We start from the raw sequence: 26,059 nt of genomic DNA on the forward strand, positions 1-26,059 counted from the left end.
ACAGGCTCAGGTGCGTATAATTCTGCCAGACATTGGAGCCTTTGACCCCATGCCTCGGACCAAACACCCCGATAACGCACAGGAACTCAGCAGCGTGAGCGTCGCCCGCTTGCCGCCGCGCCCGCTGGACAGCCACAAGGGCGACTTTGGCCATGTGCTGGTGGTCGGTGGCGACCTGGGCGCGGGCGGCGCGGTGTTGCTCGGCGCAGAGGCGGCCTTGCGCTGCGGCGCCGGGCTGGTCAGCGTGGCTACGCGACCGGAGCATGTGTCGGCAAGCCTTGCGCGCCTGCCCGAGGTGATGTGCCTGGGGGTGAGTTCGGCCAACCAACTGGTGACGGTGCTGGAGCGGGCCTCCGTGCTGGTGGTGGGGCCAGGGCTAGGCCAGGCGGCCTGGGGGCGCAGCTTGTTGTCGGCGGCCGCCAATGCTCGCCAGGCCCAGGTGTGGGACGCCGATGCCCTCAACCTGCTGGCCCAATCCCCTTTGGCGTTGCCCAGCGGCAGCATCCTCACCCCGCATCCGGGGGAGGCCGCGCGCCTGCTCGGGGTTTCCATCGAGGCGGTGCAAACGGACCGGCCGGGCGCGGCCCGCAAGTTGGCCCGTCGACACGACAGCGTCTGTGTGCTGAAAGGCGCAGGCACCCTGGTCGCTGCGCCGGACGGCCGTCTGGCGTTGTGCGGGCGAGGGCATCCGGCCATGGCCGGCGCGGGCCTGGGCGATGTGCTCACCGGTGTGTTGGCGGCCTTGTTGGCCCAGGGCCTGAATGCCTGGCAGGCGGCCTGCCTGGGAGTGTGGTTGCATGCCTGTGCCGGTGAACGGCTGGGAATAAAAGGTAGAGGGTTGGCCGCCAGTGACCTGGTGCCAGCCATTCGTGAGTTGTTGGAGGAGCATTCAGCGTGTCAGGCATAACCCTGTTTCTGGCCGACGAGCCAGCCACCGTCGCGTTCGGCGCACGGTTGGCCGCGGTGAGCGGCGGCCATGGCGTGATCTTTCTCGAGGGCGACCTGGGCGCCGGCAAGACCACGCTGTCCCGTGGCTTGATTCGAGGCTTGGGCCATACCGGCCCGGTGAAAAGTCCGACATTTACCGTGGTAGAACCCTACGAGATCGGCGAAATACGTGCCTTCCATTTCGACCTTTATCGCCTTGTAGACCCGGAAGAGCTGGAGTTCATGGGCATTCGCGACTACTTCGAAGGCGACCCGCTGTGCCTGTTCGAGTGGCCAGGCAAGGGTGCGGGCATTTTGCCAAAGCCTGACCTGACCATTACCATAAGCCCCCAGGCGGGCGGCCGCTCGCTGAACCTGTCGCCGCAGGGGGCTCGCGGCGAAGCCTGGTGTGCCGCTCTGGCTGCCGAATACAAACAGTAAGTGGGGAATGGTATGCGCATACGCGCACTGGTCGCCGTCGTTGGGCTGCTGCTTACCGCGGTGACCGTCGACGCGCTGGCCGTCACACAAGTCAAGAGCATGCGTCTGTGGCGCGCCCCGGACAACACGCGGCTGGTCTTCGACCTTTCCGGCCCCGTGCAGCACAGTGTCTTCACCCTGAGCGCACCGGACCGCCTGGTCATCGACATCAATGGTGCCACCCTGGCTGCGCCGCTGAACGTCGCCACCTCGAATACCCCGATCACCAGCGTGCGCTCGGCCCAGCGCACGCCCAGCGACCTGCGCGTGGTGATCGACCTGAACAAGTCGGTCACGCCCAAGAGCTTCACCCTGGCACCCAACGCCCAGTACGGCAACCGCCTGGTAGTCGACCTGTACGACCAGGAAGCCGATGCCGTCGCCGCGAGCAACCCGGCTCCTGCGCCGGTGCCGGTACCGGCCACCACCCCGGCGGTACCGGTGACCCCGGCGCAGCCTGCGATCAAGTTGCCCCCGGCACCCAGCGGCAAGCGTGACATCGTGATCGCCATCGACGCTGGCCACGGCGGTGAAGACCCGGGTGCCTCCGGCTCGCGCGGCCAGCACGAAAAGAACATCGTTCTCGATATCGCGCGTGAGCTGCAGCGCCAGATCAACGTCGAGAAGGGCTACCGTGCCGAACTGACGCGTACTGGCGACTACTTCATTCCGCTGCGCAAACGCACCGAGATCGCCCGCAAGAAGGGCGCCGACCTGTTCATTTCCATCCACGCCGATGCCGCGCCGTCCAAGGCCGCGTTCGGCGCCTCGGTGTTCGCCTTGTCCGACCGCGGCGCCACCTCCGAGACCGCGCGCTGGCTGGCCGACAGCGAAAACCGTTCCGACCTGATCGGCGGCGCCGGCAACGTCAGCCTCGATGACAAGGACCGCATGCTTGCAGGGGTGCTGCTCGACCTGTCGATGACCGCTACCTTGAGCTCCAGCCTGAACGTTGGACAGAAGGTACTGGGCAACATGGGTCGCATCACTTCGCTGCACAAGCGGCGCGTCGAGCAGGCGGGCTTCATGGTGCTGAAATCGCCGGACATCCCGTCGATCCTGGTGGAAACCGGCTTCATTTCCAACGCCAACGAAGCCGCCAAGCTGGCGACCAAGAGCCACCAGCAGGCGCTGGCGCGTTCGATTCACACCGGCGTGCGGCAGTTCTTCCAGCAGAACCCTCCGCCTGGCACCTACATTGCCTGGCTGCGCGACACCGGCAAGATCGCCCAGGGACCGCGCGAGCACACCGTGCGCCCGGGCGAAACCCTGGCGATGATCGCCGTGCGCTACCAGGTCAGCGTCGCCAGCCTGCGCAGCGCCAACAGCCTCAAGACTGACGAGCTGAAGGTCGGCCAGCAGCTGGATATTCCCGGCACTACCTTGGCGTCCCAGCAATGAGTGGCGGTTCTCGAATCGAGCTGCTCAGCCCGCGGCTGGCAAACCAGATCGCCGCTGGCGAGGTGGTCGAGCGACCGGCCTCGGTGGTCAAGGAGCTGCTGGAGAACAGCCTCGACTCCGGTGCCCGGCGCATCGACGTGGAAGTCGAGCAGGGCGGCGTCAAGCTGCTGCGGGTGCGCGACGATGGCGCTGGCATTGCGGCCGACGACCTGCCGTTGGCCCTGGCGCGTCATGCCACCAGCAAGATCCGCGAGCTGGAAGACCTCGAAGGGGTGCTGAGCCTGGGCTTTCGCGGCGAGGCGCTGGCCTCTATCAGCTCGGTCGCCCGGCTGACCCTCACTTCGCGTACCGCCAGTGCTGGCGAGGCCTGGCAGGTCGAGACCGAGGGGCGTGACATGACCCCAAGGGTGCAGCCTGCTGCGCACCCGGTCGGCACTTCGGTCGAGGTGCGTGACCTGTTCTTCAATACCCCGGCCCGGCGCAAGTTCCTCAAGGCCGAGAAGACCGAATTCGATCACCTCCACGAAGTCATTCGCCGGCTGGCGCTGGCACGCTTCGACGTGGGCTTCCACCTGCGGCATAACGGCAAGAGCGTCCTCAGCCTGCACGAGGCGCCGGATGAAATGGCCCGTGCACGGCGCGTGGGCGCCATCTGCGGGCCGGGCTTCCTGGAGCAGGCGCTGCCCATCGATGTGGAGCGCAACGGCTTGCGCCTTTGGGGGTGGGTTGGCTTGCCGACCTTCTCGCGCAGCCAGGCGGACCTTCAGTACTTCTTCGTCAATGGCCGCGCAGTGCGCGACAAGCTGGTCGCCCATGCGGTGCGCCAGGCCTATCGCGATGTGCTGTTCAATGGCCGGCACCCGACCTTCGTACTGTTCCTGGAACTCGAGCCCAGCGGCGTCGACGTCAACGTGCACCCGACCAAGCACGAGGTGCGTTTCCGCGAAGGGCGCATGGTGCATGACTTCCTGTACGGCACCTTGCACCGCGCGCTGGCCGATGTGCGTCCCGAAGACCAATTGGCAGCACCTGCTGCGGCCGCCGATATCGTCCGCACGAGCGGCTTGCAGGCGGGCGAGTTCGGCCCCCAGGGCGAGATGCGCCTGGCGTCGCCCGTGCTCGAGCAGCCCCAGGCAGAGCAGCGTCCGTCGTACTCGTCGGCAGGCGCCGGCTACCCATACCAGTACAGCCCGCGCCCGGCCCAACCGGTGGCTACCGCCGAGGCCCAGGCGGTCTACCGTGAGTTCTATGCGCCGCTCGACACCGGCGCCCAGGCTCCGACGGCATTGCCGCAGGCCCAGGGTGACGTGCCGCCGCTGGGCTATGCCCTGGCCCAGCTCAAGGGTATCTATATCCTCGCCGAGAACGCCGTGGGCCTGGTGTTGGTGGACATGCACGCGGCCCACGAGCGCATCATGTACGAGCGCCTCAAGCTGGCCATGGCCAGCGAGGGCCTGAGCGGTCAGCCCTTGCTGGTGCCGGAGTCGCTCGCGATGAGCCAGCGCGAGGCCGATTGCGCCGAGGAACATGCGCAGTGGTTCCAGCGCCTGGGCTTCGAGTTGCAGCGCCTGGGCCCGGAAACCGTGGCGATTCGCCAGATTCCGGCCTTGCTCAAGCAGGCCGAGGCCAACCGTCTGGTGCAGGATGTGCTGGCCGACCTGATGGAGTACGGCACCAGCGACCGTATCCAGGCGCACCTCAACGAGCTGCTCGGCACCATGGCCTGCCATGGCGCGGTGCGAGCCAACCGGCGCCTGGCCATTCCCGAGATGAACGCACTGTTGCGCGACATGGAAAACACCGAGCGCAGCGGCCAGTGCAACCATGGCCGTCCGACCTGGACCCAGCTCGGGCTGGACGACCTGGACAAACTTTTCCTGCGCGGTCGATGACATGAGTGGCAAGCCCCCGGCAATATTTCTCATGGGCCCGACGGCAGCCGGCAAGACCGACCTGGCCATCGAGCTAACCAAGGCCTTGCCTTGTGAGTTGGTCAGCGTCGACTCGGCGCTGGTCTATCGCGGCATGGACATCGGCACTGCCAAGCCCTCGAAGGAAACCCTGGCCGCCTATCCGCATCGGCTGGTCGATATCCTCGACCCGGCGCAAAGCTATTCGGCCGCGCAGTTCTGCAGCGATGCGCTGGCGGCGATGGCCGAGATCACCGCGCGCGGCAAGATCCCGCTGTTGGTGGGCGGCACCATGCTCTACTACAAGGCTTTGGTCGACGGCCTGGCCGACATGCCTGCGGCCGATGCGAGCGTTCGCGCCGAGCTCGAGGCCCAGGCCCGCGAGCTGGGGCTGGCCGAGTTGCACCGGCAACTGGCCGAGGTAGACCCTGAGTCGGCAGCGCGCATTCACCCGAACGATCCGCAGCGCTTGATCAGGGCACTGGAGGTTTACCGGGTCAGTGGCCAGAGCATGACGGCGCATCGTCAACGTCAATTCGCGGAAAGTAGCGATTCAGACACAGGCGCGGGCGGGCATTTACCCTATACTGTCGCGAGTTTGGCGATTGCTCCTACAGATCGTCACATTTTGCATGATCGAATTGCGTTACGATTTTCACAAATGTTGGAACAGGGCTTCGTCGACGAGGTCCGAACTTTGCGCGCCAGAAGTGACTTGCACGCGGGGCTGCCGTCTATACGGGCAGTGGGGTATCGACAGGTCTGGGACTATCTGGACGGCAAGCTGACCGCAGACGCCATGCGCGAACGCGGTATCATCGCGACGCGTCAGCTGGCCAAGCGGCAGTTCACCTGGTTGCGTGGCTGGTCCGGCGTGCACTGGCTTGACAGCCTGGCCTGCGACAATCTGTCTCGCACCTTGAAATACCTTGGGGCCATCTCCATATTGAGCTGAGTCCCTGCTTTTAGCCGTCTATCCTTGCGGATGGGCGGCGAAATTTATCGATTTTTATTGTTTTTCTACTATTGATCCTTACAGGAGTGCGGCATATGTCAAAAGGGCATTCGCTACAAGACCCTTACTTGAACGCTTTGAGAAAAGAAAGAGTCCCGGTTTCGATCTACCTGGTCAACGGGATCAAGTTGCAGGGCCAGATCGAGTCGTTCGACCAGTTCGTCGTGTTGCTGAAGAACACCGTCAGCCAGATGGTCTACAAGCACGCGATCTCGACCGTTGTACCTTCCCGTCCTATCCGCCTGCAGATGTCCGAGTCCGATAGTGGCGACAGCGAGCCAGGCAACGCCTGAGTTAGGAGCCCGCATTGTTCTTTGAGCGCCACGGTGGTGGTGAACGGGCCTTGCTCGTTCACTTGGAAGGTCAGAACCCTGAGGCGCGCGAAGATCCGCAGGAGTTTCAGGAGCTGGCACTGTCGGCCGGGGCAGACATCGTCTCGCTGAGTACGGTGTCGCGGCACCAGCCTACGGCCAAGTACCTGATCGGCAGCGGCAAGGTCGAGGAACTGCGCGACCTTGTGAAGACCCAGGAAGCCGACCTGGTGATCTTCAATCACACCCTCACCCCCAGTCAGGAACGTAACCTCGAGCGTGTCTTCGAGTGTCGCGTGCTTGACCGCACCGGCCTTATCCTCGATATCTTCGCCCAGCGCGCACGTACCCATGAAGGCAAGCTGCAGGTGGAACTTGCCCAGCTTGAGCACATGAGCACACGCCTGGTGCGTGGCTGGACCCACCTTGAGCGCCAGAAAGGCGGTATCGGCCTGCGTGGTCCGGGCGAGACCCAGTTGGAAACCGACCGCCGCCTGCTGCGGGTGCGCCTGCGCCAGATCAAGGCGCGCCTGGAAAAGGTCCGCAGCCAGCGTGAGCAGGCCCGCCGTGGCCGCAAGCGCGCGGACATTCCCTCGGTATCGCTGGTGGGTTACACCAACGCCGGCAAATCCACACTGTTCAATGCCTTGACCCAATCCGAGGTCTACGCCGCTGACCAGTTGTTCGCCACCCTTGACCCGACCCTGCGCCGGCTCGAACTGAGCGACCTGGGGCCAATCGTGCTTGCCGACACCGTGGGCTTCATTCGTCACCTGCCGCACAAGCTGGTCGAGGCTTTTCGGGCTACGCTCGAGGAGTCGAGCAACTCCGACCTGCTGCTGCACGTGATCGACGCCCATGAGCCTGAGCGCATGGAGCAGATCGAGCAGGTGCTTGCGGTTCTGGGTGAGATCGGTGCCGAAGGCTTGCCGATCCTCGAGGTCTATAACAAACTCGACCTGCTCGAAGATGTCGAGCCGCAGATCCAGCGCGATGCCGATGGCAAGCCGCAGCGGGTCTGGGTATCGGCACGTGATGGGCGTGGCCTGGAGCTGGTTGGCCAGGCGATTGCCGAATTGCTGGGGGATGATCTGTTTGTCGGAACCCTGCGCCTTGAACAGCGATTTGCCCGCCTGCGCGCGCAATTCTTCGAGCTCGGCGCTGTGCAAGGCGAAGAGCACGATGAGCAAGGCAGCAGCCTGTTGAGCGTGCGTCTGCCCAGGGTCGAGTTGAATCGCCTGGTCAGTCGCGAAGGGCTTGAGCCGCAAGGGTTCATCGAGCAACACACTTTGCAATAAATGCCCAGCGAGGTCGCCGGGCGACCGTGACAGGCATTCTGTAGCATTGGACGGCGCGCCGTGGGCGCGTCTTTGCTTTATCAGATGGAGAGCGCTATGGCTTGGAACGAGCCGGGTGGCAACTCGAACAATCAGGATCCCTGGGGCGGCCGTCGTGGCGGCGGCAACGGTGGCGGTGGCGACAAGAAAGGGCCACCGGATCTCGACGAGGCCTTCCGCAAGCTGCAGGACAGCCTGAACGGCATGTTCGGCAGCGGCAAGAAACGCGGTGGTGGCGGTGGTGACCGCAACATCGGCAAGGGGGCTGGCTTCGGCCTGCTGGGCATCGGGCTGGCCGTTCTCGCGGCCATCTGGCTGTACAGCGCCGTTTACGTGGTGGACGAGCAGGAGCAGGCCGTGGTGCTGCGCTTCGGCAAGTACTACGAGACCGTCGGCCCGGGCCTGAACATCTACTTCCCGCCGATCGACCGCAAGTACATGGAAAACGTCACGCGTGAGCGTGCGTACACCAAGCAGGGCCAGATGCTCACCGAGGACGAGAACATCGTCGAGGTGCCGCTGACCGTGCAGTACAGGATCAGCAACCTGCAGGACTTCGTGCTCAACGTCGACCAGCCGGAAGTCAGCCTGCAGCACGCCACCGACAGCGCCTTGCGCCATGTCGTGGGCTCCACCTCCATGGACCAGGTCCTGACCGAAGGCCGTGAGCAGATGGCCGTGGATATCCGCGAGCGCCTGCAGCGCTTCCTCGACACCTACCGTACCGGCATCACCGTTACCCAGGTCAACGTGCAGAGCGCGGCAGCCCCGCGTGAAGTGCAGGAAGCCTTCGACGACGTGATTCGTGCCCGTGAAGACGAGCAGCGTGCCCGCAACCAGGCCGAGTCCTACGCCAACGGCGTGGTACCGGAAGCCCGTGGTCAGGCCCAGCGTATCATCGAGGACGCCAACGGCTACCGCGATGAAGTGATCGCCCGCGCCAAGGGTGAGGCCGACCGCTTCACCAAGCTGGTCGCCGAGTACCGCAAGGCACCTGACGTCACTCGTCAGCGTCTGTACCTGGAGACCATGCAGGAGGTGTACAGCAACACCAGCAAGGTCATGGTGGCGACCAAGGACGGGCAGAACAACCTGCTCTACCTGCCACTGGACAAGATGGTCGAAGGCAGCCGCAACAGCGCAGTATCGGGCAGCAGTGTGTCGCCGTCGGTCAACGACGCCGCCGCTCGCGCGGTCCAGGACCTGCAACCGCAACAACAGCCGCTGCGTTCTAGGGAGAGCCGCTGATGAGCAATAAATCGCTGATCGCCCTGATCGCCGCTGTGGTGCTGGCCGTCGTGGCCTTCAACTGCTTCTACATCGTGTCGCAGACCGAGCGTGCGGTATTGCTGCAATTCGGCCGTGTGGTCCAGGCGGATGTCCAGCCAGGCCTGCATGTGAAGGTTCCCTACGTCAACCAGGTGCGCAAGTTCGATGCCCGCCTGATGACCCTGGATGCCCCGACCCAGCGCTTCCTCACCCTCGAGAAGAAAGCGGTAATGGTCGATGCGTACGCCAAGTGGCGGGTGAAGGACGCCGAGCGCTTCTATACCGCGACATCGGGTATGAAGCAGATCGCCGACGAGCGTCTTTCCCGTCGTCTGGAAAGCGGCCTGCGTGACCAGTTCGGTAAGCGTACCTTGCACGAAGTGGTTTCCGGTGAACGTGACGCACTGATGGCTGAAATCACCGCTTCGCTCAACCGCATGGCGACCGCCGAGCTGGGTATCGAGGTTATCGACGTCCGCGTCAAGACCATCGATCTGCCGAAGGAAGTCAACCGCAGCGTGTTCGATCGCATGAGCACCGAGCGTGAGCGTGAGGCCCGCGAGCACCGCGCCAAGGGTAACGAGCTTGCCGAAGGTATCCGTGCCGATGCCGACCGCCAGCGCCGCGTACTGTTGGCAGAAGCCTATCGTGAAGCTGAGGAAACCCGCGGTGATGGTGATGCCGAGGCAGCTTCCATCTACGCCAAGGCCTTCGGCCAGGATGCGGATTTCTACACGTTCTACCGCAGCCTGCAGGCGTACCGCGAGAGCTTCGCCAGCAAGAGCGACGTGCTGGTCCTGGATCCGAAGAACGAGTTCTTCCGCTTCCTCGACAAGAGCAAGCCGTAACAGGAAATACCCCGCCGGGCAGCTAAAGTGTCCGGCGGGGTGCATCCCGAACGAAAACGGGTGTATGATGAGTCAGCCGGGAAATTCCCGGCTTTTTTGCGTCTGCAAGGTTGATTGGCAAGATCAGCAGCGCAGCGCAGCGTATTTCGAGGGTGTTGGCACGGCGGTGGCGCTGGGATCGGTGCTGCCTGTTGTTGTGTGCCAATGCCTGCTTTACAGACGGCTCGCCCCAGGCAGGCCGCCCGGACCAGAGGGGAAAAGGCTTAATGGCAACGGTAGACCGCTGGCTTCTGCCAGATGGCATCGAGGAAGTACTGCCACCTGAAGCTGCGCGCATCGAGATCGCGCGGCGCCAGGTGTTGGACCTGTTCCAGAGTTGGGGCTACGAACTGGTCGTCACCCCGCATATCGAGTACCTGGAATCGTTGCTGACCGGCGCTGGCCAGGACCTGGACCAGCGTACCTTCAAGGTCGTCGACCCGCAGTCCGGCCGCCTGATGGGCTTCCGTGCCGACTTCACCCCGCAGGTAGCGCGCATCGACGCCCACACCCTGCGCCGCGAAGGCCCGAGCCGCCTGTGCTATGCCGGTAGCGTGCTGCACGCCCAGCCGCGTGCACTGTCCACCTCGCGCAGCCCGATCCAGCTGGGTGCCGAGCTGTACGGCGATGCCAGCCCTACCAGCGATGTCGAAGTCATCAGCCTGATGCTCGCCACCCTGCAACTGACCGACGTTGCAGATGTGCACATGGATCTCGGCCATGTCGGTATCTACCGAGGCCTGGCGCGTGCCGCCGGGCTCTCTGGCGATGTCGAGCAGCAGCTGTTCGATGCCTTGCAGCGCAAGGCCAGTGATGAAGTGCAGGCACTGACCGCCGACCTGCCGAAGGACCTGGGCAGCATGTTGCGTGCCCTGACCGAACTGTGCGGTGGCCGAGAGGTGCTGAACGAGGCTCGCGTACGCCTGGGTCGTGCGCCGGCGAGCGTGCTGGCGGCACTGGACGACCTGCTGGCCATCGCCGATCGCCTGGCTGCGCGCTACCCGGACCTGCCGTTGTATTTCGACCTGGGCGAACTACGCGGCTACCACTACCACACCGGTGTGGTGTTCGCCGTTTTCGTGCCAGGCGTCGGCCAGTCGATCGCCCAGGGCGGTCGCTACGACGATATCGGTGCCGACTTCGGCCGGGCGCGTCCGGCCACCGGCTTCTCCACGGATTTGAAGACCCTGGTCACACTGGGGCGAGCGGAGGTTGTGTTGCCGACTGGCGGGATCTGGACGCCCGACAGCAGCGACGCAGCCCTGTGGCAGTTGGTCTGCCAGTTGCGCAACGAGGGCCAGCGTGTGGTCCAGGCTCTGCCTGGGCAGCCGCTGAGTGCTGCCCGCGAGGCGGATTGTGATCGTCAATTGATTCAGCAAGACGGGCGCTGGCAGGTTCTGCCGCTGACCCAATGAGATTTTCTCGTCGGCATATGGCCGGCAACCAAGTTTGCGTGAATGAGGACAAGTGTTATGGGTAAGAATGTCGTCGTCCTGGGCACCCAGTGGGGTGATGAGGGCAAGGGCAAGATCGTCGATCTGCTGACCGAACATGCTGCCGCCGTGGTGCGCTACCAGGGTGGCCACAACGCGGGTCACACCTTGGTCATCAACGGTGAGAAGACCGTTCTGCACCTGATTCCATCGGGCATCCTGCGTGAGGGCGTACAGTGCCTGATCGGTAACGGCGTCGTCGTTGCACCGGACGCCCTGATGCGCGAAATCACCAAGCTGGAAGAGAAGGGCGTGCCAGTTCGCGAACGCCTGCGCATTAGCCCGGCTGCGCCGCTGATCCTCTCCTACCACGTGGCCCTGGACCAGGCCCGTGAGAAAGCCCGTGGCGAAGCCAAGATCGGCACCACCGGCCGTGGCATCGGCCCAGCCTACGAAGACAAGGTCGCGCGCCGCGGCCTGCGCGTGGGCGACCTGTTCCACCGCGAGCGTTTCGCTGCCAAGCTCGGCGAGCTGCTGGACTACCACAACTTCCAGCTGGTGAATTACTACAAAGAGCCAGCCATCGACTTCCAGCAGACCCTGGACGAGTGCATGGCCTATGCCGAGCAGCTCAAGCCGATGATGCTCGACGTCACTGCCGAGTTGCACAACCTGCGCCGCGCCGGCAAGGACATCATGTTCGAAGGCGCGCAGGGCTCGCTGCTGGACATCGACCACGGTACCTACCCGTACGTCACCAGCTCCAACACCACCGCCGGCGGTATCTCCACCGGCTCCGGCGTTGGCCCGATGTACCTCGACTACATCCTCGGCATCACCAAGGCCTACACCACCCGCGTAGGTTCCGGCCCGTTCCCGACCGAGCTGTTCGATGAAACCGGCGCCACCCTGGCCAAGCGTGGCCACGAGTTCGGCTCCACCACCGGCCGTGCTCGCCGTTGCGGCTGGTTCGATGCCGTGATCCTGCGTCGTGCCATCGACGTCAACAGCATCTCGGGCATCTGCCTGACCAAGCTGGACGTGTTGGACGGCCTGGAAACCATCAGCATCTGCGTGGGCTACAAGAACGAGAACGGCGCGGTCATCGACGCGCCTTCCGATGCCGACAGCTACATCGGCCTGGAGCCGGTGTACGAAGAGATGCCAGGCTGGAGCGAGTCGACCGTGGGCGTGAAAACCCTGGAAGAACTGCCAGCCAATGCACGTGCCTACATCAAGCGCATCGAAGAACTGGTAGGTGCTCCGATCGACATCATCTCCACCGGCCCGGACCGCAACGAGACCATCGTTCTGCGCCATCCGTTCGCTTGATCCGCGCTTGTAACGGCTGATCGAACGCCGCGTTTCCGTACGGGAGCGCGGCGTTTTTCATTCTGGTGCGAGCACTGCTGTACCTTGTCAGGTATCCACTTGTTTTCGGCACAACCCTTGCTGTAAGAATGCTCTGTAGATGCCATCAAAGTAATGGCGCCAGAAACACGGGGGTTACAACGTGTCTGCCATCCTCTCTCTGTTACGAAGCCGCCTCCTGCGGCCTGTTTTTGTTGCACTCGGTATCGCTCTTTTGGTGCAGGTGCTGGTCGCCGTGGCGCTGACAAGGAGCACGGTTACCGCCCTCGAGGCGGACCTGGGCGAGCGCCTGGGCGCCGACACCCGCAAATTGACTGGCGAGCTCGATCAGGCCAGTCAGGATGTGCGCTCCGGCCTCGACAGCCTTTCGGCCAGCACTCGCCAGCGCTTGAGCGCGGGGCTTTCCGCGCGGCTGGAAAGCGAGCAGCAGCAGCTGCGCGCGACCCTGGAGAAAAACCTTAAGGACTCAGCCAACGACATGGCCGAGCTGCTGGCCTCGGTGGCGCCCAGGGCGATCTGGGACAACGACGTCCCGACCCTCTCCGACTTCGCCCGACGTGCCCAGCGCAACCCCAACGTGCTGTTCGTGATCTATGACGACGCCCAGGGCGAACATTTGACGCGCTACCTGAACCGTCAAAATCCCATCAACCAGGCGTTGATGGAGAAGGGCGAGGGCGAGCGTGCCCTGGACAAAGTGCTGAACGCTGCGCGCAAAGACCCTGCGGTGTACTTCGTCGAGGCTTCCATCAGCCCCAATGGCGCGGAAATCGGCAAGGTGATCATGGGCGTCTCCACCGCCTCCGTAGAACAGGAGCTCAAAGCCCTCGACGAGCGTTTCGCTACCTTGATCGCCAGTGGCGACCAACTGGTGGGCGAGAGCCTCGGGGCGGCCTCCGCCGATACCGGTGCGGCCCTGCGCGCGCGCCTGGAGACGGCGCAGAACAGCGCCACCGCCATGCAGGCAAACACTGCGCATACCGTGCGCGAGGCTGCGGGCGAGCTGCGCTGGCGTATCGGCGTTGGCCTGGTGCTGGTGGGCCTGGGTGTGCTGCTGGTGGTCGCTGTGGTGCTGGGGCGTCGCGTGGTCAGCAAGCTGCGCCTGCTGATCGCGGCTCTCGATGACCTGGCGGCCGGCGAAGGCGACCTGACCAAGCGCGTGGCCCTCGACAGCCGTGACGAGATTGGCGATATGGCTTCGTCGGTCAACCGCTTCGTCGACAAGTTGCAACCCATCGTTCGCGAGGCCGGCGAAGTAGCCCAGCGTACCGGTGTCGAGATCGACACCATGGCCCAGCACAACGCTGGCGCCGATGCCGCTGCCGCGTTGCAGCGCGACGAAGTGGCGGCCAGCCTGCGTGACCTCTCCAGCATGGCTGACGAAGCCCAGGCCGAGAGCCACGCGATGCAAGCCGCCTTGCAGCAGGTGGTGGACATTCGCCAGGCCACTGACGAGAACAGCCAGGCCACCACGCAACTGGCCGGGTTGATCGAGAACCTGGCGGGGCAGGTGCAGACCGGTTCCCAGGTGATCGAGCGGCTGGCCAAGCAGAGCGAGCAGATCGAAGTGGTGCTGACGGTCATTCACGGCATCGCCGAGCAGACCAACCTGCTGGCACTCAACGCAGCCATCGAGGCGGCACGCGCCGGTGAGACCGGCCGTGGTTTCGCTGTCGTGGCGGACGAAGTGCGGGCGCTGGCCAGCAAGACCCAGAGCTCGACGGGCGATATCCAGGAGCACATCGCGGCGTTGCAGAAGGGCGCCAAGGAGGCGGTGGCGACCATCAGCCAGGCGGGCATCAAGGCCAGCGAAGGCTTGGTGGTGCTGCGCGACAACGAGCGCCGCCAGCAATCGGTGCAGGCGGCGGTCGAACAGGTGCATGCAGCCATCGGCCTGGCCACCCGTGCGGCAGAGCAGCAGGCCCATGGCGCCCAGGCAGTACGTGGCAGGGTAGAAAACATCCATGCCCAGGCCGAGCGTTCGGCCAAGGTGGTGATGCAGACCACGGCCAGCAGCAAGGTGCTGGACGATCTGGCGGCACAATTGCGCGCCAGCCTTGGGCAGTTCCGCGCCTGAGGCGTTGCTCATGCTCCGCGGAGCAGCTACCGCGGGGCAAGCCCACAGGTGCTCTGTGGCTTTCAAGGGCAACGCAATACCTGTAGGAGTGGGCTTGCCCGCGAACACAAGCGTAGCCCGTGCCATGCAGCGCAGTGTCACGCCTTGTTCAGGTACATCCGCGTAGTCAGCAGATACACCGGCAACCCCGACACCACGATCAACAAAGCCGCATAAGGCGCCGCCGCCGCGAACTCCACGTTGGCGGTGTGCGCCCATACCTCGGTGGCCAGGGTGGTCATGCCGGTCGGGCTGAGCAGCAAGGTTGCGGTCAGCTCCTTCATGGCATCGAGAAACACCAGCGCGAAGGCGGCGGCCAGTGCCGGGAAGATGATCGGCAGGGTCACCCGGCAGAACGCCGCGAAGCTGCTGGCGCCCAAGGTGCGCGCTGCCTCTTCCAGGGTCGGTGAGGCCTTGTTCAGTGCCGTGCGCACCGGTGCCTGGGCCAGTGGCAGGAAGAGCAGGGCATAGGCCAGGATCAGCAGGGCCGTGGTCTGGTACAGCGTCGGCACGTAGTGCAGGGCGAAGAACACCAGGGTCAGTGCGATCACCAGGCCTGGCAGGGCGTGGAGCAGGTAGGGCAGGCGTTCCGCCCAGATCGCCAGGCGGCCCTTGTAGCGCACGACCAGGAAGCTGATGGGCAAGGCCAATAGCACACAGAAACCCGCGCCGCCCAGGGACACCGACAGCGAGGTGAGCAGCGCCTTGCCAATCTCTGCGACAGGGAACGCCGCTGACGAACCGACGCTCAGCCAGTAACCCAGCATGGCCAGTGGGATGCCGCTGCCGAGTACCGCAAGGCCCCCGCAGAACAACTGCGCCGGCAGGCTCCAGCCGCGAAGGCGCAGGGGCTGCGCACGACGTGCCACACCTTGGCCGATACGCACATGACGAGCTTTGCCGCGCACCCGCAGTTCCAGCCAGAGCATGGCCAGGCACAGCGCCAGCAGCACCGCCGAGAGCATGGCGGCGTTGGCATTGCTGAACTCCAGCTCGAACTGCTGGTAGATCGCCGTGGTGAAAGTTTGCAGACCGAGAATCGACAGCGCACCGAATTCCACCAGCATATGCAGGGCAATCAACAACGCGCCGCCCAGCATCGATGGCCACAGCAAGGGCAGGGTGACCTTGGTGAACACGCCCCAGCGGCCATGGCCCAGGGTGCGCGCAGACTCCTCCAGGGAGGTATCGAGGTTGCGCAGGGTGGCGGCCACCGGCAGGAACACCAGGGGGTACTTGGACAGCGCCATGACCAGGATCGCCCCGCCCAGCCCCTCGAAGTCCGAGCTCAGCGACACCCAGGTGAAGCTGCTGATGAACGAGGGCACGGCGAAGGGCAGGCACAGCACCACGCCCCACAAGCGCCGGCCAGGCAGGTCGCTGCGTTCGAGCAGCCAGGCCAGCGCCAGGCCAACCACCATGCACGCCAGCGTGACGCCGGCCATCAACATCAGGGTGTTGCGCAAAAGCCCCCAGACGAAGGGGCGCCAGAGCAGGCGCAGGGCTTCATGCCAGCCGGCCTGCCAGGCCTTGATGGCAACGTAGGCCAAAGGCAGCAGGCTCATCGCTACCAGAAACAGCACGGGCAGCACCACCCACACCGAGGGGCGCTTGCGGCGCGGCACGAAACGTACCTGCATAGGTTCGGGCACGGCGGCAGTCATCAGAGCAGGCCGACCTCGCGTTCAAGCTCGATCGCTTCCTCGGCGTTGCCAAGGTCCGCTGGCGAGATCTTCGGTGGGCGCAGGTCTTCGAATGGCTTCAGGCCGCGGTCGGAAACCATGCCCTTGTGCAGTGGATACTCGGCGGTAGTCTGGGTGATTACGCGCTGGCCTTCTTCGCTGGCCATCCAGTTGAGCAGGGCCTGGGCTTCCTTCGGGTGCTTGCTGGCCTTGACCACGGCAGCGCCGGAGATGGTGACCAGGTTGCCAGCATCGCCATCGGCCAGGTAATAGAGCTTGGAGTCCAGCTTGCCGCGCTCGCGCTCGAGCGCATACCAGTAGTAGTTGTTTACCAGTACGGCAGCCACTTCGCCTTTTTCCACGGCCTTGAGGGCCACCATGTTGTTGGTGTAGGTCTTGCCGAAGGCCTTGAGGCCGGTCAGCCATTCTTCGGTGGCTTCGCGCCCGTGCATCTTCAGGATGGCCACGGCCTGTTCCTGGAAGGCGCCGCTGGTGGGTACGTAGCCGACGCGCCCGTCCCACTCGGGGTTGGCGAAGTCCATGACCGTGGTGGGCAGGTCTTTTTCGTCCACCTTCTTCGGGTTGAACACCACGATGCGCGTGCGTGCGGTGATGCCCATCCAGGTGCCATTGGCGCCCACGTACTCCTTGGGCACCATGTTGGCGGTGGCGTCGTCGATCTTCGCCAGCAGGCCCAGTTCGCCCAGGTTGTTCAGCGGTGGGGACTCTTCGGTGTAGATCAGGTCGGCCGGGGAGCGTGCGCCTTCCTCGATGATCTGGCTGGCCAGCTGGTTGCTGCTGCCCTTGCGGATATTGATATGGATACCGGTCTTGGCCTCGTAGGCCTTGGCGATGGCGTCGCCGATTTCCTTGTGCTGGCCGTTGTACAGGGTCAGCGTGACCGGTTCGTCTGCCAGGGCGGCCGGTGCACCGATCACCAGGCCCAGTACGGCGGCGGCCAGGGTGCGCATCAGCAGTTTCGGGCGGATCGTCATGCGGGTACTTCCTCGCTTACGGCTACATATTTGGTAACAATGGTAAACGAAATCGTTTCTCATGTGGCCGCATGAAGGAAATTTCAGGAGCGGACTCTCGGCGTAGGCGTGTCGTAGACGAGCCAAGGGGGAGGGGGGATAAAAATCGCAGGCAAGAAAAAACCCACTAGCAAGCTAGTGGGTTTTTATATGGTGCCCAGGAGAAGACTCGAACTTCCACGACCGTTAAGTCACTGATACCTGAAACCAGCGCGTCTACCAATTCCGCCACCTGGGCAAAGCTTTTGCATCTACAGCATGAATCGTGTTGCTGAATGACAGATGACTCTGCTATCTATCACTCGAAATTTTTGGTGCCCAGGAGAAGACTCGAACTTCCACGACCGTTAAGTCACTGATACCTGAAACCAGCGCGTCTACCAATTCCGCCACCTGGGCACACTCGTCGAGACCACATGATGCTTTACAACATCGTTCATCTCAACTACAACGTCGGGGGTGTCCGTCGTCGTGGTGCGCACTATACGGATGCCCCCAGGGGCTGTAAACCCCCGAATCGAAAAAAATTTCAAAAAATTCAACTTGTTGATTCCGCAAGCCTTCTTGCGCACCACGAGCCTCCTGCGGGGCTGTCCAAGGCTGAAATTTCCGGTTTCAATACGCCTATGCCAAACTTCTTCTCTATATACACCAAGGTGAACCTTTCCTGATGGCCGATTGGCAATCCCTCGACCCCGAGGCCGCCCGCGAAGCGGAAAAATACGAGAACCCCATTCCTAGCCGTGAGCTGATCCTGCAGCGCCTTGCCGACCGCGGCGAGCCAGCTGCGCGCGAAGAGCTGGCAGCGGAGTTCCAGCTCTTCGAGGAAGACCAGATCGAAGCCCTGCGCCGCCGACTGCGTGCCATGGAGCGTGATGGCCAGCTCATCTATACCCGGCGCGGCACCTATGCCCCGGTAGACAAGCTGGACCTGATCTGCGGACGGGTCTCGGGCCATCGCGACGGTTTCGGCTTCCTCATTCCCGATGATGGCAGCGAGGACCTGTTCCTCAGCCCTGCGCAAATGCGCCTGGTATTCGATGGCGACCGCGCCTTGGCGCGCGTGTCGGGTGTCGACCGCCGGGGCCGCCGCGAGGGTTCGCTGGTCGAGATCATCTCCCGCGCCCACGAGAGCGTGGTCGGTCGCTACTTCGAGGAAGGCGATATCGGCTACGTCACCCCGGACAACCCGAAGATCCAGCAGGAAGTGCTGGTGACCGCCGGGCGCAACGGTGGTGCGAAGATCGGTCAGTTCGTCGAGATCAAGATCACCCACTGGCCCACCCCGCGCTTCCAGCCTCAGGGTGATGTGGTCGAGGTGATCGGCAACTACATGGCGCCCGGCATGGAAATCGACGTTGCCCTGCGCAGCTACGATATCCCGCACGTCTGGCCCAAGGATGTGATCAAGGAAGCGCGCAAGTTCCATTCCGAGGTCGAGGAGAAGGACAAGGAAAAGCGCATCGACCTGCGCCACCTGAACTTCGTCACCATCGATGGTGAAGATGCCCGCGACTTCGACGACGCCGTCTACTGCGAGCCTCTGGGCAAGCTGCGCATGTTCTCCGGCGGCTGGCGCCTGTACGTGGCCATCGCTGACGTCTCCAGCTATGTGCGCCTGGGTTCGGCTCTGGATCACGAAGCCCAGCAGCGCGGCAACTCGGTGTACTTCCCCGAGCGCGTGGTACCGATGCTGCCGGAAGAGCTGTCCAACGGCCTGTGCTCGCTGAACCCGCACGTCGACCGTTTGGCGATGGTCTGCGAGATGACCATCAACAAGTCCGGCCAGATGGTCGACTACCAGTTCTACGAAGGCGTCATCCACTCCCACGCACGCCTGACCTACAACAAGGTCAGCAGCATGCTCGAGCACGCCCGTACCCGTGAAGGCAAGGCCCTGCGCGAGGAATACAGCGCGGTGCTGCCGGACCTCAAGCACCTCTATGCCCTGTACAAGGTGCTGGTCGATGCCCGCCACACCCGCGGCGCTATCGACTTCGAGACCCAGGAAACCCGCATCATCTTCGGCGAAGATCGCAAGATCGACGAAATTCGTCCGACCGTACGCAACGACGCCCACAAGTTGATCGAGGAATGCATGCTGGCGGCCAACGTCGCCACCGCCGAATTCCTGCAAAAACACAACGTGCCGGCGCTGTATCGCGTGCACGACGGCCCGCCGCCGGAGCGTCTGGAAAAGCTGCGTGCCTTCCTCGGCGAGCTTGGCCTGAGCCTGCACAAGGGCAAGGACCCATCGCCCAAGGACTACCAGGCGCTGCTGGCGAGCATCGCCGGGCGCCCGGACTTCCACCTGATCCAGACCGTCATGCTGCGCTCGCTGAGCCAGGCGGTGTACAGCGTCGAGAACAACGGCCACTTCGGCCTGAACTACGAGGCCTACACCCACTTCACCTCGCCGATCCGCCGCTACCCGGACCTGTTGGTGCACCGCGCCATTCGCAGCGTCATCCGCTCCAAGGTGGAAACCCCGCACGTCAAGCGTGCTGGCGCCATGAGCATTCCCAAGGCGCGTATCTACCCGTACGACGAGAACACCCTCGAGCAGATGGGCGAGCAGTGCTCGATGACCGAGCGCCGTGCCGACGAAGCCACCCGCGACGTGGTCAACTGGCTCAAGTGCGAATACATGCGTGACCGCGTGGGCGAGACCTTCCCGGGCGTGATCACCGCAGTGACCGGTTTCGGCCTGTTCATCGAGCTGACCGACATCTACGTGGAAGGCCTGGTGCACGTCAGTGCACTGCCGGGCGACTACTACCACTTCGACCCTGTGCACCATCGCCTGGCCGGCGAGCGTACGGGCCGCAGTTTCCGCCTGGGCGACTCGATCGAGGTCAAGGTCATGCGGGTCGACCTTGAGCAGCGCAAGATCGACTTCGAGCTTTCCGAAGCGGCGATCAAGGCCCCGGTGGGCCGCAGGCAGCAGGGCGCTTCGGCACCCGCCGCCGCCGAGCAGGCCCCGGAAACCGCACGCGCCACGCCCAAGCCGCGTAGCCGCAAGAGCGAAGCCGCCGATGCGTATTTCCCCAAGGACGCCGTGCAGCGCAATGCCGAGGTGCGCAAGAGCCGCGAAATGAAGAAGGCGCTGATGGGCGAGGCGCGTAGCGCCAACGCTGGCGGCAAGTCGGACAAAGGCACCAAGGCGTCCGGCAAGCCGACCAAGCATCGCAAGGGACCGTCGAAGTCCGGCGCGCCACGTAAAGGCAAGAACAAGTCATGAGTCAGCTGGAAAAAATCTACGGCGTGCACGCGGTGCAGGCGTTGCTGCAGCACCATCCCAAGCGGGTCAAGCAGATCTGGTTGTCGGAAGGGCGCAGCGAGCCGCGCCTCCAGTCCTTGCTGGCGCTGGCCGCGGAGTACCGCGTACCGGTCGGCCAGGCCGAGCGCCGTGAGCTGGATGCCTGGGTCGAGGGTGTGCACCAAGGCGTGGTGGCCGAGGTCAGCCCGAGCCAGGTGTGGGGCGAAGCGATGCTCGAGGAACTGCTCGAGCGCACCGAGACGCCACCGCTGATCCTGGTGCTCGACGGCGTCACCGACCCGCACAACCTTGGCGCCTGCCTGCGTACCGCCGATGCTGCGGGGGCTACGGCAGTGGTGATTCCCAAGGACAAGTCGGCCACCCTCACGGGCGTGGTGCGCAAGGTCGCCTGTGGCGCCGCCGAGGTGATCCCGCTGGTGGCCGTGACCAACCTTTCGCGTACCCTGGAGAAACTGCAGCAGCGCGGCCTTTGGGTGGTTGGCACCGCTGGCGAGGCCGAGCAGGAGATCTACCAGCAGGACCTCACCGGCCCGCTGGTGATGATCATGGGCGCCGAAGGCAAGGGTATGCGTCGCCTGACCCGCAAGCATTGCGACTTCCTGGTGAAGCTGCCGATGGCGGGCAGCGTCAGCAGCCTTAACGTTTCGGTGGCCACGGGTGTTTGCCTGTTCGAGGCGGTACGCCAGCGTCAGGCCAAGCGTTGAGGTTCCGAAACGGCGGTGTGTACTTCGCGGGCAAGCCCGCTCCTCCACGTTCAGCGTGAATCTGTAGGCGCGGGCTTGCCCGCGAAGAACACACCGCGGTTTCCACATCCTCCCCACCGATATGTTTCCGGCTGTTCAAATAATCGCCAATCGCCTTGCTTGTGCGCCCGGCCTTCTCTACAATTGCGCCCCTTGCCGAGTTGGCAGGTGCTTACGTGCCTTCCTTCAAGGCGAGACATACAGTGTCATTCACTCCTTGTCTGACCAGATTCGCTGGCAGACTACTAACCCGTAAGGAGCATTCATGCGTCATTACGAAATCATCTTCCTGGTCCACCCGGATCAGAGCGAGCAAGTCGGCGGCATGGTCGAGCGTTACACCAAGCTGATCGAAGAAGATGGTGGCAAGATCCACCGCCTGGAAGACTGGGGCCGTCGTCAGCTGGCCTACGCCATCAACAACGTTCACAAGGCTCACTACGTGATGCTGAACGTTGAGTGCTCGGGCAAGGCCCTGGCCGAGCTGGAAGACAACTTCCGCTACAACGATGCCGTAATCCGTAACCTGGTCATCCGTCGCGACGAGGCCGTCACTGGCCAGTCCGAGATGCTGAAGGCCGAAGAGAACCGCAGTGAGCGCCGTGAGCGTCGCGAGCGTCCTGAGCATGCTGACTCCGCCGATGGCGACGACAGCAATGACAGCGACAACAGCGATAACGCTGACGAGTAATCCACGGACCTTTTAAGGAGCCTATTACATGGCACGTTTCTTCCGTCGTCGTAAATTCTGCCGCTTCACTGCTGAAGACGTGAAAGAGATCGACTTCAAAGATCTCAACACCCTGAAAGCTTACGTATCCGAAACCGGCAAGATCGTTCCGAGCCGTATCACTGGTACCAAAGCTCGTTATCAGCGTCAGCTGGCCACCGCTATCAAGCGCGCCCGCTTCCTGGCCCTGCTGCCCTACACCGACAGCCACGGCCGCTGAGACCGGGTCGTCGACAAGAAGTAAGGGATAGGCATGCGAGCGTTGGCTGATTTCATCATGCGCGGTCGCGTGCAGGCCACTGTAGTGGTGGCCGGTTGTGCGGCATTGCCGCTGTTGTTCTGGTTGAGTGCTGCCGCTGCGAGCCTGGTGTTCCTGCGGCACGGTTTCAAGGACGCACTCTCGGTCATCGTCTGGGGCATCTTGCCCGCGTTGGCCTGGTGGGTTTTCGGCGAGCCGCGCACCTTGATGGTGCTGCTGGGTACGCTGGGGCTGGCTGCGCTGTTGCGCACCGGGCATTCCTGGAACCGGGTGCTGTTGTCCAGCATCGCCCTGGGCCTGTTGTACGGTGTGATCCTTGGTTCAGTGTTCCAGGAACCGATCGAAGCTCTGGCGCGAGCGCTTGAAAAAGCCCTGCCGCAGATGCTCGGCGGCCTCTACCAGCAGTTGTCGGTAGAGGAACAGGGACACTTGGCGGGGCTCATCGTACCGGTGCTCAACGGCCTGATCGCGGCCCTGTTGCAAGCTGTCAGTGTGCTGGCCCTGATGTTGGGTCGCTACTGGCAGGCCAAGTTGTACAACCCGGGAGGTTTCGGCCGCGAGTTTCAGGCGGTGCGTATTCCTCTGATGCCGGCGTTGCTGTTGCTGGCCTGCATGCTGTTCGGCCCGAACCTCGGTTCTGGCCTGGCACTGCTGACGCCGCTGTGCAGCGTGCCGCTCATGTTCGCGGGCCTTGCCCTGATGCATGGGCTGGTGGCGCAGAAACGCCTGGCCAAGTTCTGGCTGGTGGGGTTGTACGTGACGCTGGTGCTGTTCATGCAGCTGACTTATCCGTTGCTCGTGGTTTTGGCCGTTGTCGACAGCCTGATTGATTTTCGCGGTCGCAAGTCACCCAAGGGTGACGACTCCGCGAACGGTGAAGGTTAAAAGTTAAGAGGTTTTACCAAATGGAACTGATCCTGCTGGAAAAAGTCGCCAACCTGGGCAACCTGGGCGACAAAGTTAAAGTTAAAGCCGGTTACGGCCGTAACTTCCTGCTGCCATTCGGCAAGGCCACCGTTGCCAACGCCGCCAACCTGGCTGCGTTCGAAGAGCGCCGTGCCGAGCTGGAAAAGGCTGCCGCCGAGAAGAAAGCTTCGGCTGAAAGCCGCGCTGCCCAACTGGCTGAGCTGGAAGTCACCATCACCGCTACCGCTGGTGATGAAGGCAAGCTGTTCGGTTCGATCGGCACCCACGACATCGCTGACGCCCTGACCGCCTCCGGCGTTGAAGTGGCCAAGGCTGAAGTTCGTCTGCCGAACGGCACCATCCGTCAAGTTGGCGAATACGACGTAGCCGTGCACCTGCACAGCGATGTCGAAGCCACTGTACGCGTGGTCGTCGTTGCAGCCTAAGCTGTAGCTGTCGGTTGGCTCATTGCGGGCCAGCCGGTAACATCGGGCACGGCCCTGCCTCGCGCAGGCCGTGCCCTTTGTTTTTTCATTCCCCCAGAATTCATTCGTGGCCATGAACGAGATCACCCATCCCGAACAGCTCGACCTGCAAACCGCTGCGCTGAAGGTGCCGCCGCACTCCATCGAGGCCGAGCAGGCCGTGCTCGGTGGCCTGCTGCTGGAGAACGGCGCCTGGGAACGGGTGCTGGACCAAGTATCGGATGGCGATTTCTACCGGCATGACCACCGCCTGATCTTCCGTGCGATCCATAAGCTGGCCGACCTGAACCAGCCGTTCGACGTGGTCACCCTGCACGAGCAGTTGGAAAAGGAAGGCCTGTCGACCCAGGTCGGTGGCTTGGCGTACCTGGCGGAGCTGGCCAAGAACACCCCGTCGGTGGCCAACATCAAGGCCTATGCGGCGATCATTCGCGAGCGTGCGACGCTGCGCCAGTTGATCAGCATCAGCACCGACATCGCCGATAACGCCTTCAATCCCCAGGGCCGCAATGCCGAGGAAATCCTTGACGATGCCGAGCGACAGATCTTCCAGATCGCCGAGGCGCGGCCCAAGACCGGCGGCCCGGTAGGGGTCAACGACCTGTTGACCCTGGCCATCGACCGTATCGACACGCTGTTCAACTCCGACAGCGACATTACCGGCGTTTCCACCGGCTTCACCGATCTGGATGAGAAGACCAGCGGCCTGCAGCCGGCCGACCTGGTGATCGTCGCGGGGCGTCCGTCGATGGGCAAGACCACCTTCGCCATGAACCTGGTGGAGAACGCGGTACTGCGCAGCGACAAGGTAGTGCTGGTGTTCTCCCTCGAGATGCCCGGTGAATCGCTGGTCATGCGTATGCTCTCGTCGCTGGGCCGCATCGACCAGACCAAGGTGCGTTCCGGCCAGCTGGACGACGATGACTGGCCGCGCCTGACCTCGGCGGTGAACCTGCTCAACGACCGCAAGCTGTTCATCGACGATACTGCCGGCATCAGCCCCTCGGAGATGCGTGCCCGTACTCGCCGCTTGGCGCGTGAGCATGGCGAGATCGCGCTGATCATGGTCGACTACTTGCAGTTGATGCAGATCCCCGGCTCTGCGGGCGACAACCGTACCAACGAGATTTCCGAGATCTCGCGCTCGCTCAAGGCCCTGGCCAAGGAGTTCAACTGCCCGGTCATCGCCCTGTCGCAGCTCAACCGCTCCCTGGAGCAGCGCCCGAACAAGCGCCCGGTAAACTCCGACTTGCGTGAATCCGGTGCGATCGAGCAGGACGCCGATGTGATCATGTTCGTCTACCGCGATGAGGTGTATCACCCCGAGACCGAGCATAAGGGCGTGGCCGAAATCATCATCGGCAAGCAGCGTAACGGCCCTATCGGTTTTGTGCGGTTGGCGTTCATCGGCAAGTACACCCGCTTCGAGAACTTGGCGCCGGGCATGTACAACTTTGATGATGATGAGTGACAAACCTGAATGACGCCCCGTGCGTCGGATAGCCCTAACTCAACTTGTGCGGGTTTCGAATGTTGCCGGCCCTGGTTTTTATGCCCGTCGTTCCACGCTCAAATGCTGAGTGTCTTTTCTGAGCGGTGTAAATAGTGTCAGTGCCAGTGAGGGTTCGTTCTTCGGTGATCAATATCGTAGCGTCATAACCTGATACTTGTGCCGAGGTGAGTTTCGCCAAATCCTCAATGAATGATGTTCCGGTTAGATTCGATGGAACGGCACTGTCGCACGCAAGTATATGCATTTGTTTTTGCTGCGGTGAGAGACCCAGGGTCTCTAGTTTTTCAAAGAGCTTCTGGGCGCTGTATCCGATCTCCCTATTTCCTGAGATGGCGCCTGCTCTACCGTGGGCGGATATGTACAGAGTTGGGTCCCTACCGGGTTTGTGCTTGCTCCCGGTGAAAGCGACGATTCCGTCGAATTCTGCAACTATTTTTCCTTGGTAGGTCTTCGTGTGCTCAAGGCTGCGCACCCAGCCATCAATACGTTGAGCGGCGGAGCGCATGGCTGCTGACGCGTTCGAAGTGATGCGCTGAAAAAACCTTCCGGTGGGATCTAGCTTATTAACCGGGTCGTTTAGGACGAAGGTGTAGCTATTCGGCCCGCCTCGTGCGAAAGGGCTTTCCAGGTCGGGGCTGTTGAAGCGCATCAGTGTAGGGTTGTATCCCCGATAGCCATTGCCGAGCAAATAAAGCGCTGGCGTTAGCAGTGAGTGTTCGCCCTTGAAACCTATCGTAAGGTTATCGACGGTGCTCGCACCATAGGGGCTGAATGCAACTGGCAGGAGGCCCGTGGTCGATAAAATGTAATGCGGCGAGGCCATCGGGTCAGACGCGATAACGGATGTGCAGTTCTCTTGGCTTAGTGCCAAGGGGATGCGGTCGATTCTGAATACTGAACTGTTTGTAACGTCTGCTGATAGCGTGGCTAGCTTATTGTTAGCGTAGAAGAAACGCATTTTCCCTCCGGG

At 63.1% G+C, this 26,059-nt stretch carries 23 protein-coding genes, 2 tRNA genes and 1 pseudogene; 21 read left to right on the top strand and 5 right to left on the bottom strand.

The features are described from left to right. The first annotated feature begins 49 nt into the window (after positions 1-49). The 13 genes and pseudogenes from RAC97_RS01375 (at position 50) to RAC97_RS01435 (ending at position 14,418) form a co-directional block, all read left to right on the top strand. Entirely contained in the window at positions 50-907 is an 858-nt protein-coding gene (locus RAC97_RS01375) for an NAD(P)H-hydrate dehydratase (protein WP_375098823.1), read from the top strand. Then, positions 895-1,368, top strand: a complete 474-nt coding sequence (gene tsaE / locus RAC97_RS01380; RefSeq protein ID WP_375098822.1) for a tRNA (adenosine(37)-N6)-threonylcarbamoyltransferase complex ATPase subunit type 1 TsaE — start codon at positions 895-897, stop codon at positions 1,366-1,368. The genes RAC97_RS01375 and tsaE overlap by 13 nt, the downstream gene beginning before the upstream one ends. Beyond that, positions 1,369-2,808 carry an N-acetylmuramoyl-L-alanine amidase gene (locus RAC97_RS01385; RefSeq protein WP_375098821.1) on the top strand — a complete coding sequence of 480 codons (1,440 nt, stop codon included), beginning with the start codon at positions 1,369-1,371 and terminating at the stop codon, positions 2,806-2,808. Then, the gene (gene mutL, locus RAC97_RS01390; RefSeq protein WP_375098820.1) at positions 2,805-4,700 is read left to right on the top strand and encodes a DNA mismatch repair endonuclease MutL; all 1,896 of its coding nucleotides are present in this window, start codon (positions 2,805-2,807) and stop codon (positions 4,698-4,700) included. Before RAC97_RS01385 ends, mutL begins: the two co-directional genes overlap by 4 nt. A 1-nt stretch (position 4,701) precedes the next feature. Further along, entirely contained in the window at positions 4,702-5,673 is a 972-nt protein-coding gene (gene miaA, locus RAC97_RS01395; RefSeq protein WP_375098819.1) for a tRNA (adenosine(37)-N6)-dimethylallyltransferase MiaA, read from the top strand. Between the two features lie 95 nt (positions 5,674-5,768). Beyond that, a complete protein-coding gene (gene hfq / locus RAC97_RS01400) occupies positions 5,769-6,026 on the top strand; it encodes an RNA chaperone Hfq (protein ID WP_375098818.1) in 258 nt (85 codons plus the stop codon). Between the two features lie 14 nt (positions 6,027-6,040). Next, positions 6,041-7,342, top strand: coding sequence for a ribosome rescue GTPase HflX (gene hflX, locus RAC97_RS01405; RefSeq protein WP_375098817.1), 1,302 nt, complete (start codon positions 6,041-6,043; stop codon positions 7,340-7,342). 96 nt (positions 7,343-7,438) lie between these two features. Continuing rightward, positions 7,439-8,629 carry an FtsH protease activity modulator HflK gene (gene hflK, locus RAC97_RS01410; RefSeq protein ID WP_375098816.1) on the top strand — a complete coding sequence of 397 codons (1,191 nt, stop codon included), beginning with the start codon at positions 7,439-7,441 and terminating at the stop codon, positions 8,627-8,629. Next, positions 8,629-9,498, top strand: a complete 870-nt coding sequence (gene hflC, locus RAC97_RS01415) for a protease modulator HflC (RefSeq protein WP_375098815.1) — start codon at positions 8,629-8,631, stop codon at positions 9,496-9,498. Before hflK ends, hflC begins: the two co-directional genes overlap by 1 nt. Positions 9,499-9,764: 266 nt before the next feature. Beyond that, on the top strand, positions 9,765-10,952 hold the full coding sequence (locus RAC97_RS01420) for an ATP phosphoribosyltransferase regulatory subunit (protein WP_375098814.1): 1,188 nt from the start codon (positions 9,765-9,767) through the stop codon (positions 10,950-10,952). A gap of 57 nt (positions 10,953-11,009) precedes the next feature. After that, positions 11,010-12,302: an adenylosuccinate synthase gene (locus tag RAC97_RS01425; protein WP_375098813.1), complete on the top strand. Its 1,293-nt coding sequence runs from the start codon at positions 11,010-11,012 to the stop codon at positions 12,300-12,302. A gap of 997 nt (positions 12,303-13,299) precedes the next feature. Further along, positions 13,300-13,512, top strand: a pseudogene (locus tag RAC97_RS01430) (methyl-accepting chemotaxis protein); the annotation flags it as partial. Between the two features lie 201 nt (positions 13,513-13,713). Next, positions 13,714-14,418 (top strand): methyl-accepting chemotaxis protein, encoded by a 705-nt coding sequence (locus tag RAC97_RS01435; protein ID WP_379671401.1) that lies wholly within the window; start codon positions 13,714-13,716, stop codon positions 14,416-14,418. 137 nt (positions 14,419-14,555) lie between these two features. Here RAC97_RS01435 and RAC97_RS01440 read toward each other — a convergent pair whose 3' ends face one another. The 4 genes from RAC97_RS01440 to RAC97_RS01455 all read right to left on the bottom strand — a co-directional run bounded on the left by RAC97_RS01440 (position 14,556) and on the right by RAC97_RS01455 (position 17,572). Continuing rightward, positions 14,556-16,121 (bottom strand): ABC transporter permease, encoded by a 1,566-nt coding sequence (locus RAC97_RS01440; RefSeq protein WP_375098812.1) that lies wholly within the window; start codon positions 16,119-16,121, stop codon positions 14,556-14,558. After that, positions 16,121-17,134, bottom strand: a complete 1,014-nt coding sequence (locus tag RAC97_RS01445) for an extracellular solute-binding protein (protein ID WP_375098811.1) — start codon at positions 17,132-17,134, stop codon at positions 16,121-16,123. The genes RAC97_RS01440 and RAC97_RS01445 overlap by 1 nt, the downstream gene beginning before the upstream one ends. Positions 17,135-17,324: 190 nt before the next feature. Further along, positions 17,325-17,411: transfer RNA gene (locus RAC97_RS01450), tRNA-Leu, on the bottom strand. 74 nt (positions 17,412-17,485) lie between these two features. Continuing rightward, positions 17,486-17,572, bottom strand: a tRNA-Leu gene (locus RAC97_RS01455). 17 nt (positions 17,573-17,589) lie between these two features. Between RAC97_RS01455 and RAC97_RS01460 the strand changes: the two genes are divergently transcribed. The 8 genes from RAC97_RS01460 to dnaB all read left to right on the top strand — a co-directional run bounded on the left by RAC97_RS01460 (position 17,590) and on the right by dnaB (position 25,047). Then, positions 17,590-17,844, top strand: coding sequence for a hypothetical protein (locus RAC97_RS01460; protein ID WP_375098810.1), 255 nt, complete (start codon positions 17,590-17,592; stop codon positions 17,842-17,844). Next, positions 17,844-20,414 (top strand): ribonuclease R, encoded by a 2,571-nt coding sequence (gene rnr, locus RAC97_RS01465; protein ID WP_375098809.1) that lies wholly within the window; start codon positions 17,844-17,846, stop codon positions 20,412-20,414. Before RAC97_RS01460 ends, rnr begins: the two co-directional genes overlap by 1 nt. Continuing rightward, positions 20,411-21,157, top strand: a complete 747-nt coding sequence (gene rlmB / locus RAC97_RS01470; protein WP_375098808.1) for a 23S rRNA (guanosine(2251)-2'-O)-methyltransferase RlmB — start codon at positions 20,411-20,413, stop codon at positions 21,155-21,157. Before rnr ends, rlmB begins: the two co-directional genes overlap by 4 nt. Positions 21,158-21,461: 304 nt before the next feature. Next, positions 21,462-21,887: a 30S ribosomal protein S6 gene (gene rpsF / locus RAC97_RS01475; RefSeq protein ID WP_275639813.1), complete on the top strand. Its 426-nt coding sequence runs from the start codon at positions 21,462-21,464 to the stop codon at positions 21,885-21,887. A gap of 28 nt (positions 21,888-21,915) precedes the next feature. Next, complete coding sequence (gene rpsR, locus RAC97_RS01480; protein WP_003249563.1) at positions 21,916-22,146, top strand: 30S ribosomal protein S18; 231 nt, start codon at positions 21,916-21,918, stop codon at positions 22,144-22,146. Positions 22,147-22,179: 33 nt separating this feature from the next. Next, complete coding sequence (locus tag RAC97_RS01485; protein ID WP_375098807.1) at positions 22,180-23,070, top strand: hypothetical protein; 891 nt, start codon at positions 22,180-22,182, stop codon at positions 23,068-23,070. A 20-nt stretch (positions 23,071-23,090) separates the two neighbouring features. Beyond that, positions 23,091-23,537, top strand: a complete 447-nt coding sequence (rplI, locus tag RAC97_RS01490) for a 50S ribosomal protein L9 (protein WP_375098806.1) — start codon at positions 23,091-23,093, stop codon at positions 23,535-23,537. Positions 23,538-23,649: 112 nt separating this feature from the next. Continuing rightward, a complete protein-coding gene (gene dnaB / locus RAC97_RS01495; RefSeq protein WP_375098805.1) occupies positions 23,650-25,047 on the top strand; it encodes a replicative DNA helicase in 1,398 nt (465 codons plus the stop codon). A gap of 34 nt (positions 25,048-25,081) precedes the next feature. Here dnaB and RAC97_RS01500 read toward each other — a convergent pair whose 3' ends face one another. Continuing rightward, positions 25,082-26,047: an RHS repeat-associated core domain-containing protein gene (locus RAC97_RS01500; protein WP_375098804.1), complete on the bottom strand. Its 966-nt coding sequence runs from the start codon at positions 26,045-26,047 to the stop codon at positions 25,082-25,084. Positions 26,048-26,059 lie beyond the last annotated feature (12 nt).

It is taken from the genome of Pseudomonas sp. LS_2 (assembly GCF_042709235.1).
Taxonomy (GTDB): Bacteria; Pseudomonadota; Gammaproteobacteria; order Pseudomonadales; family Pseudomonadaceae; genus Aquipseudomonas.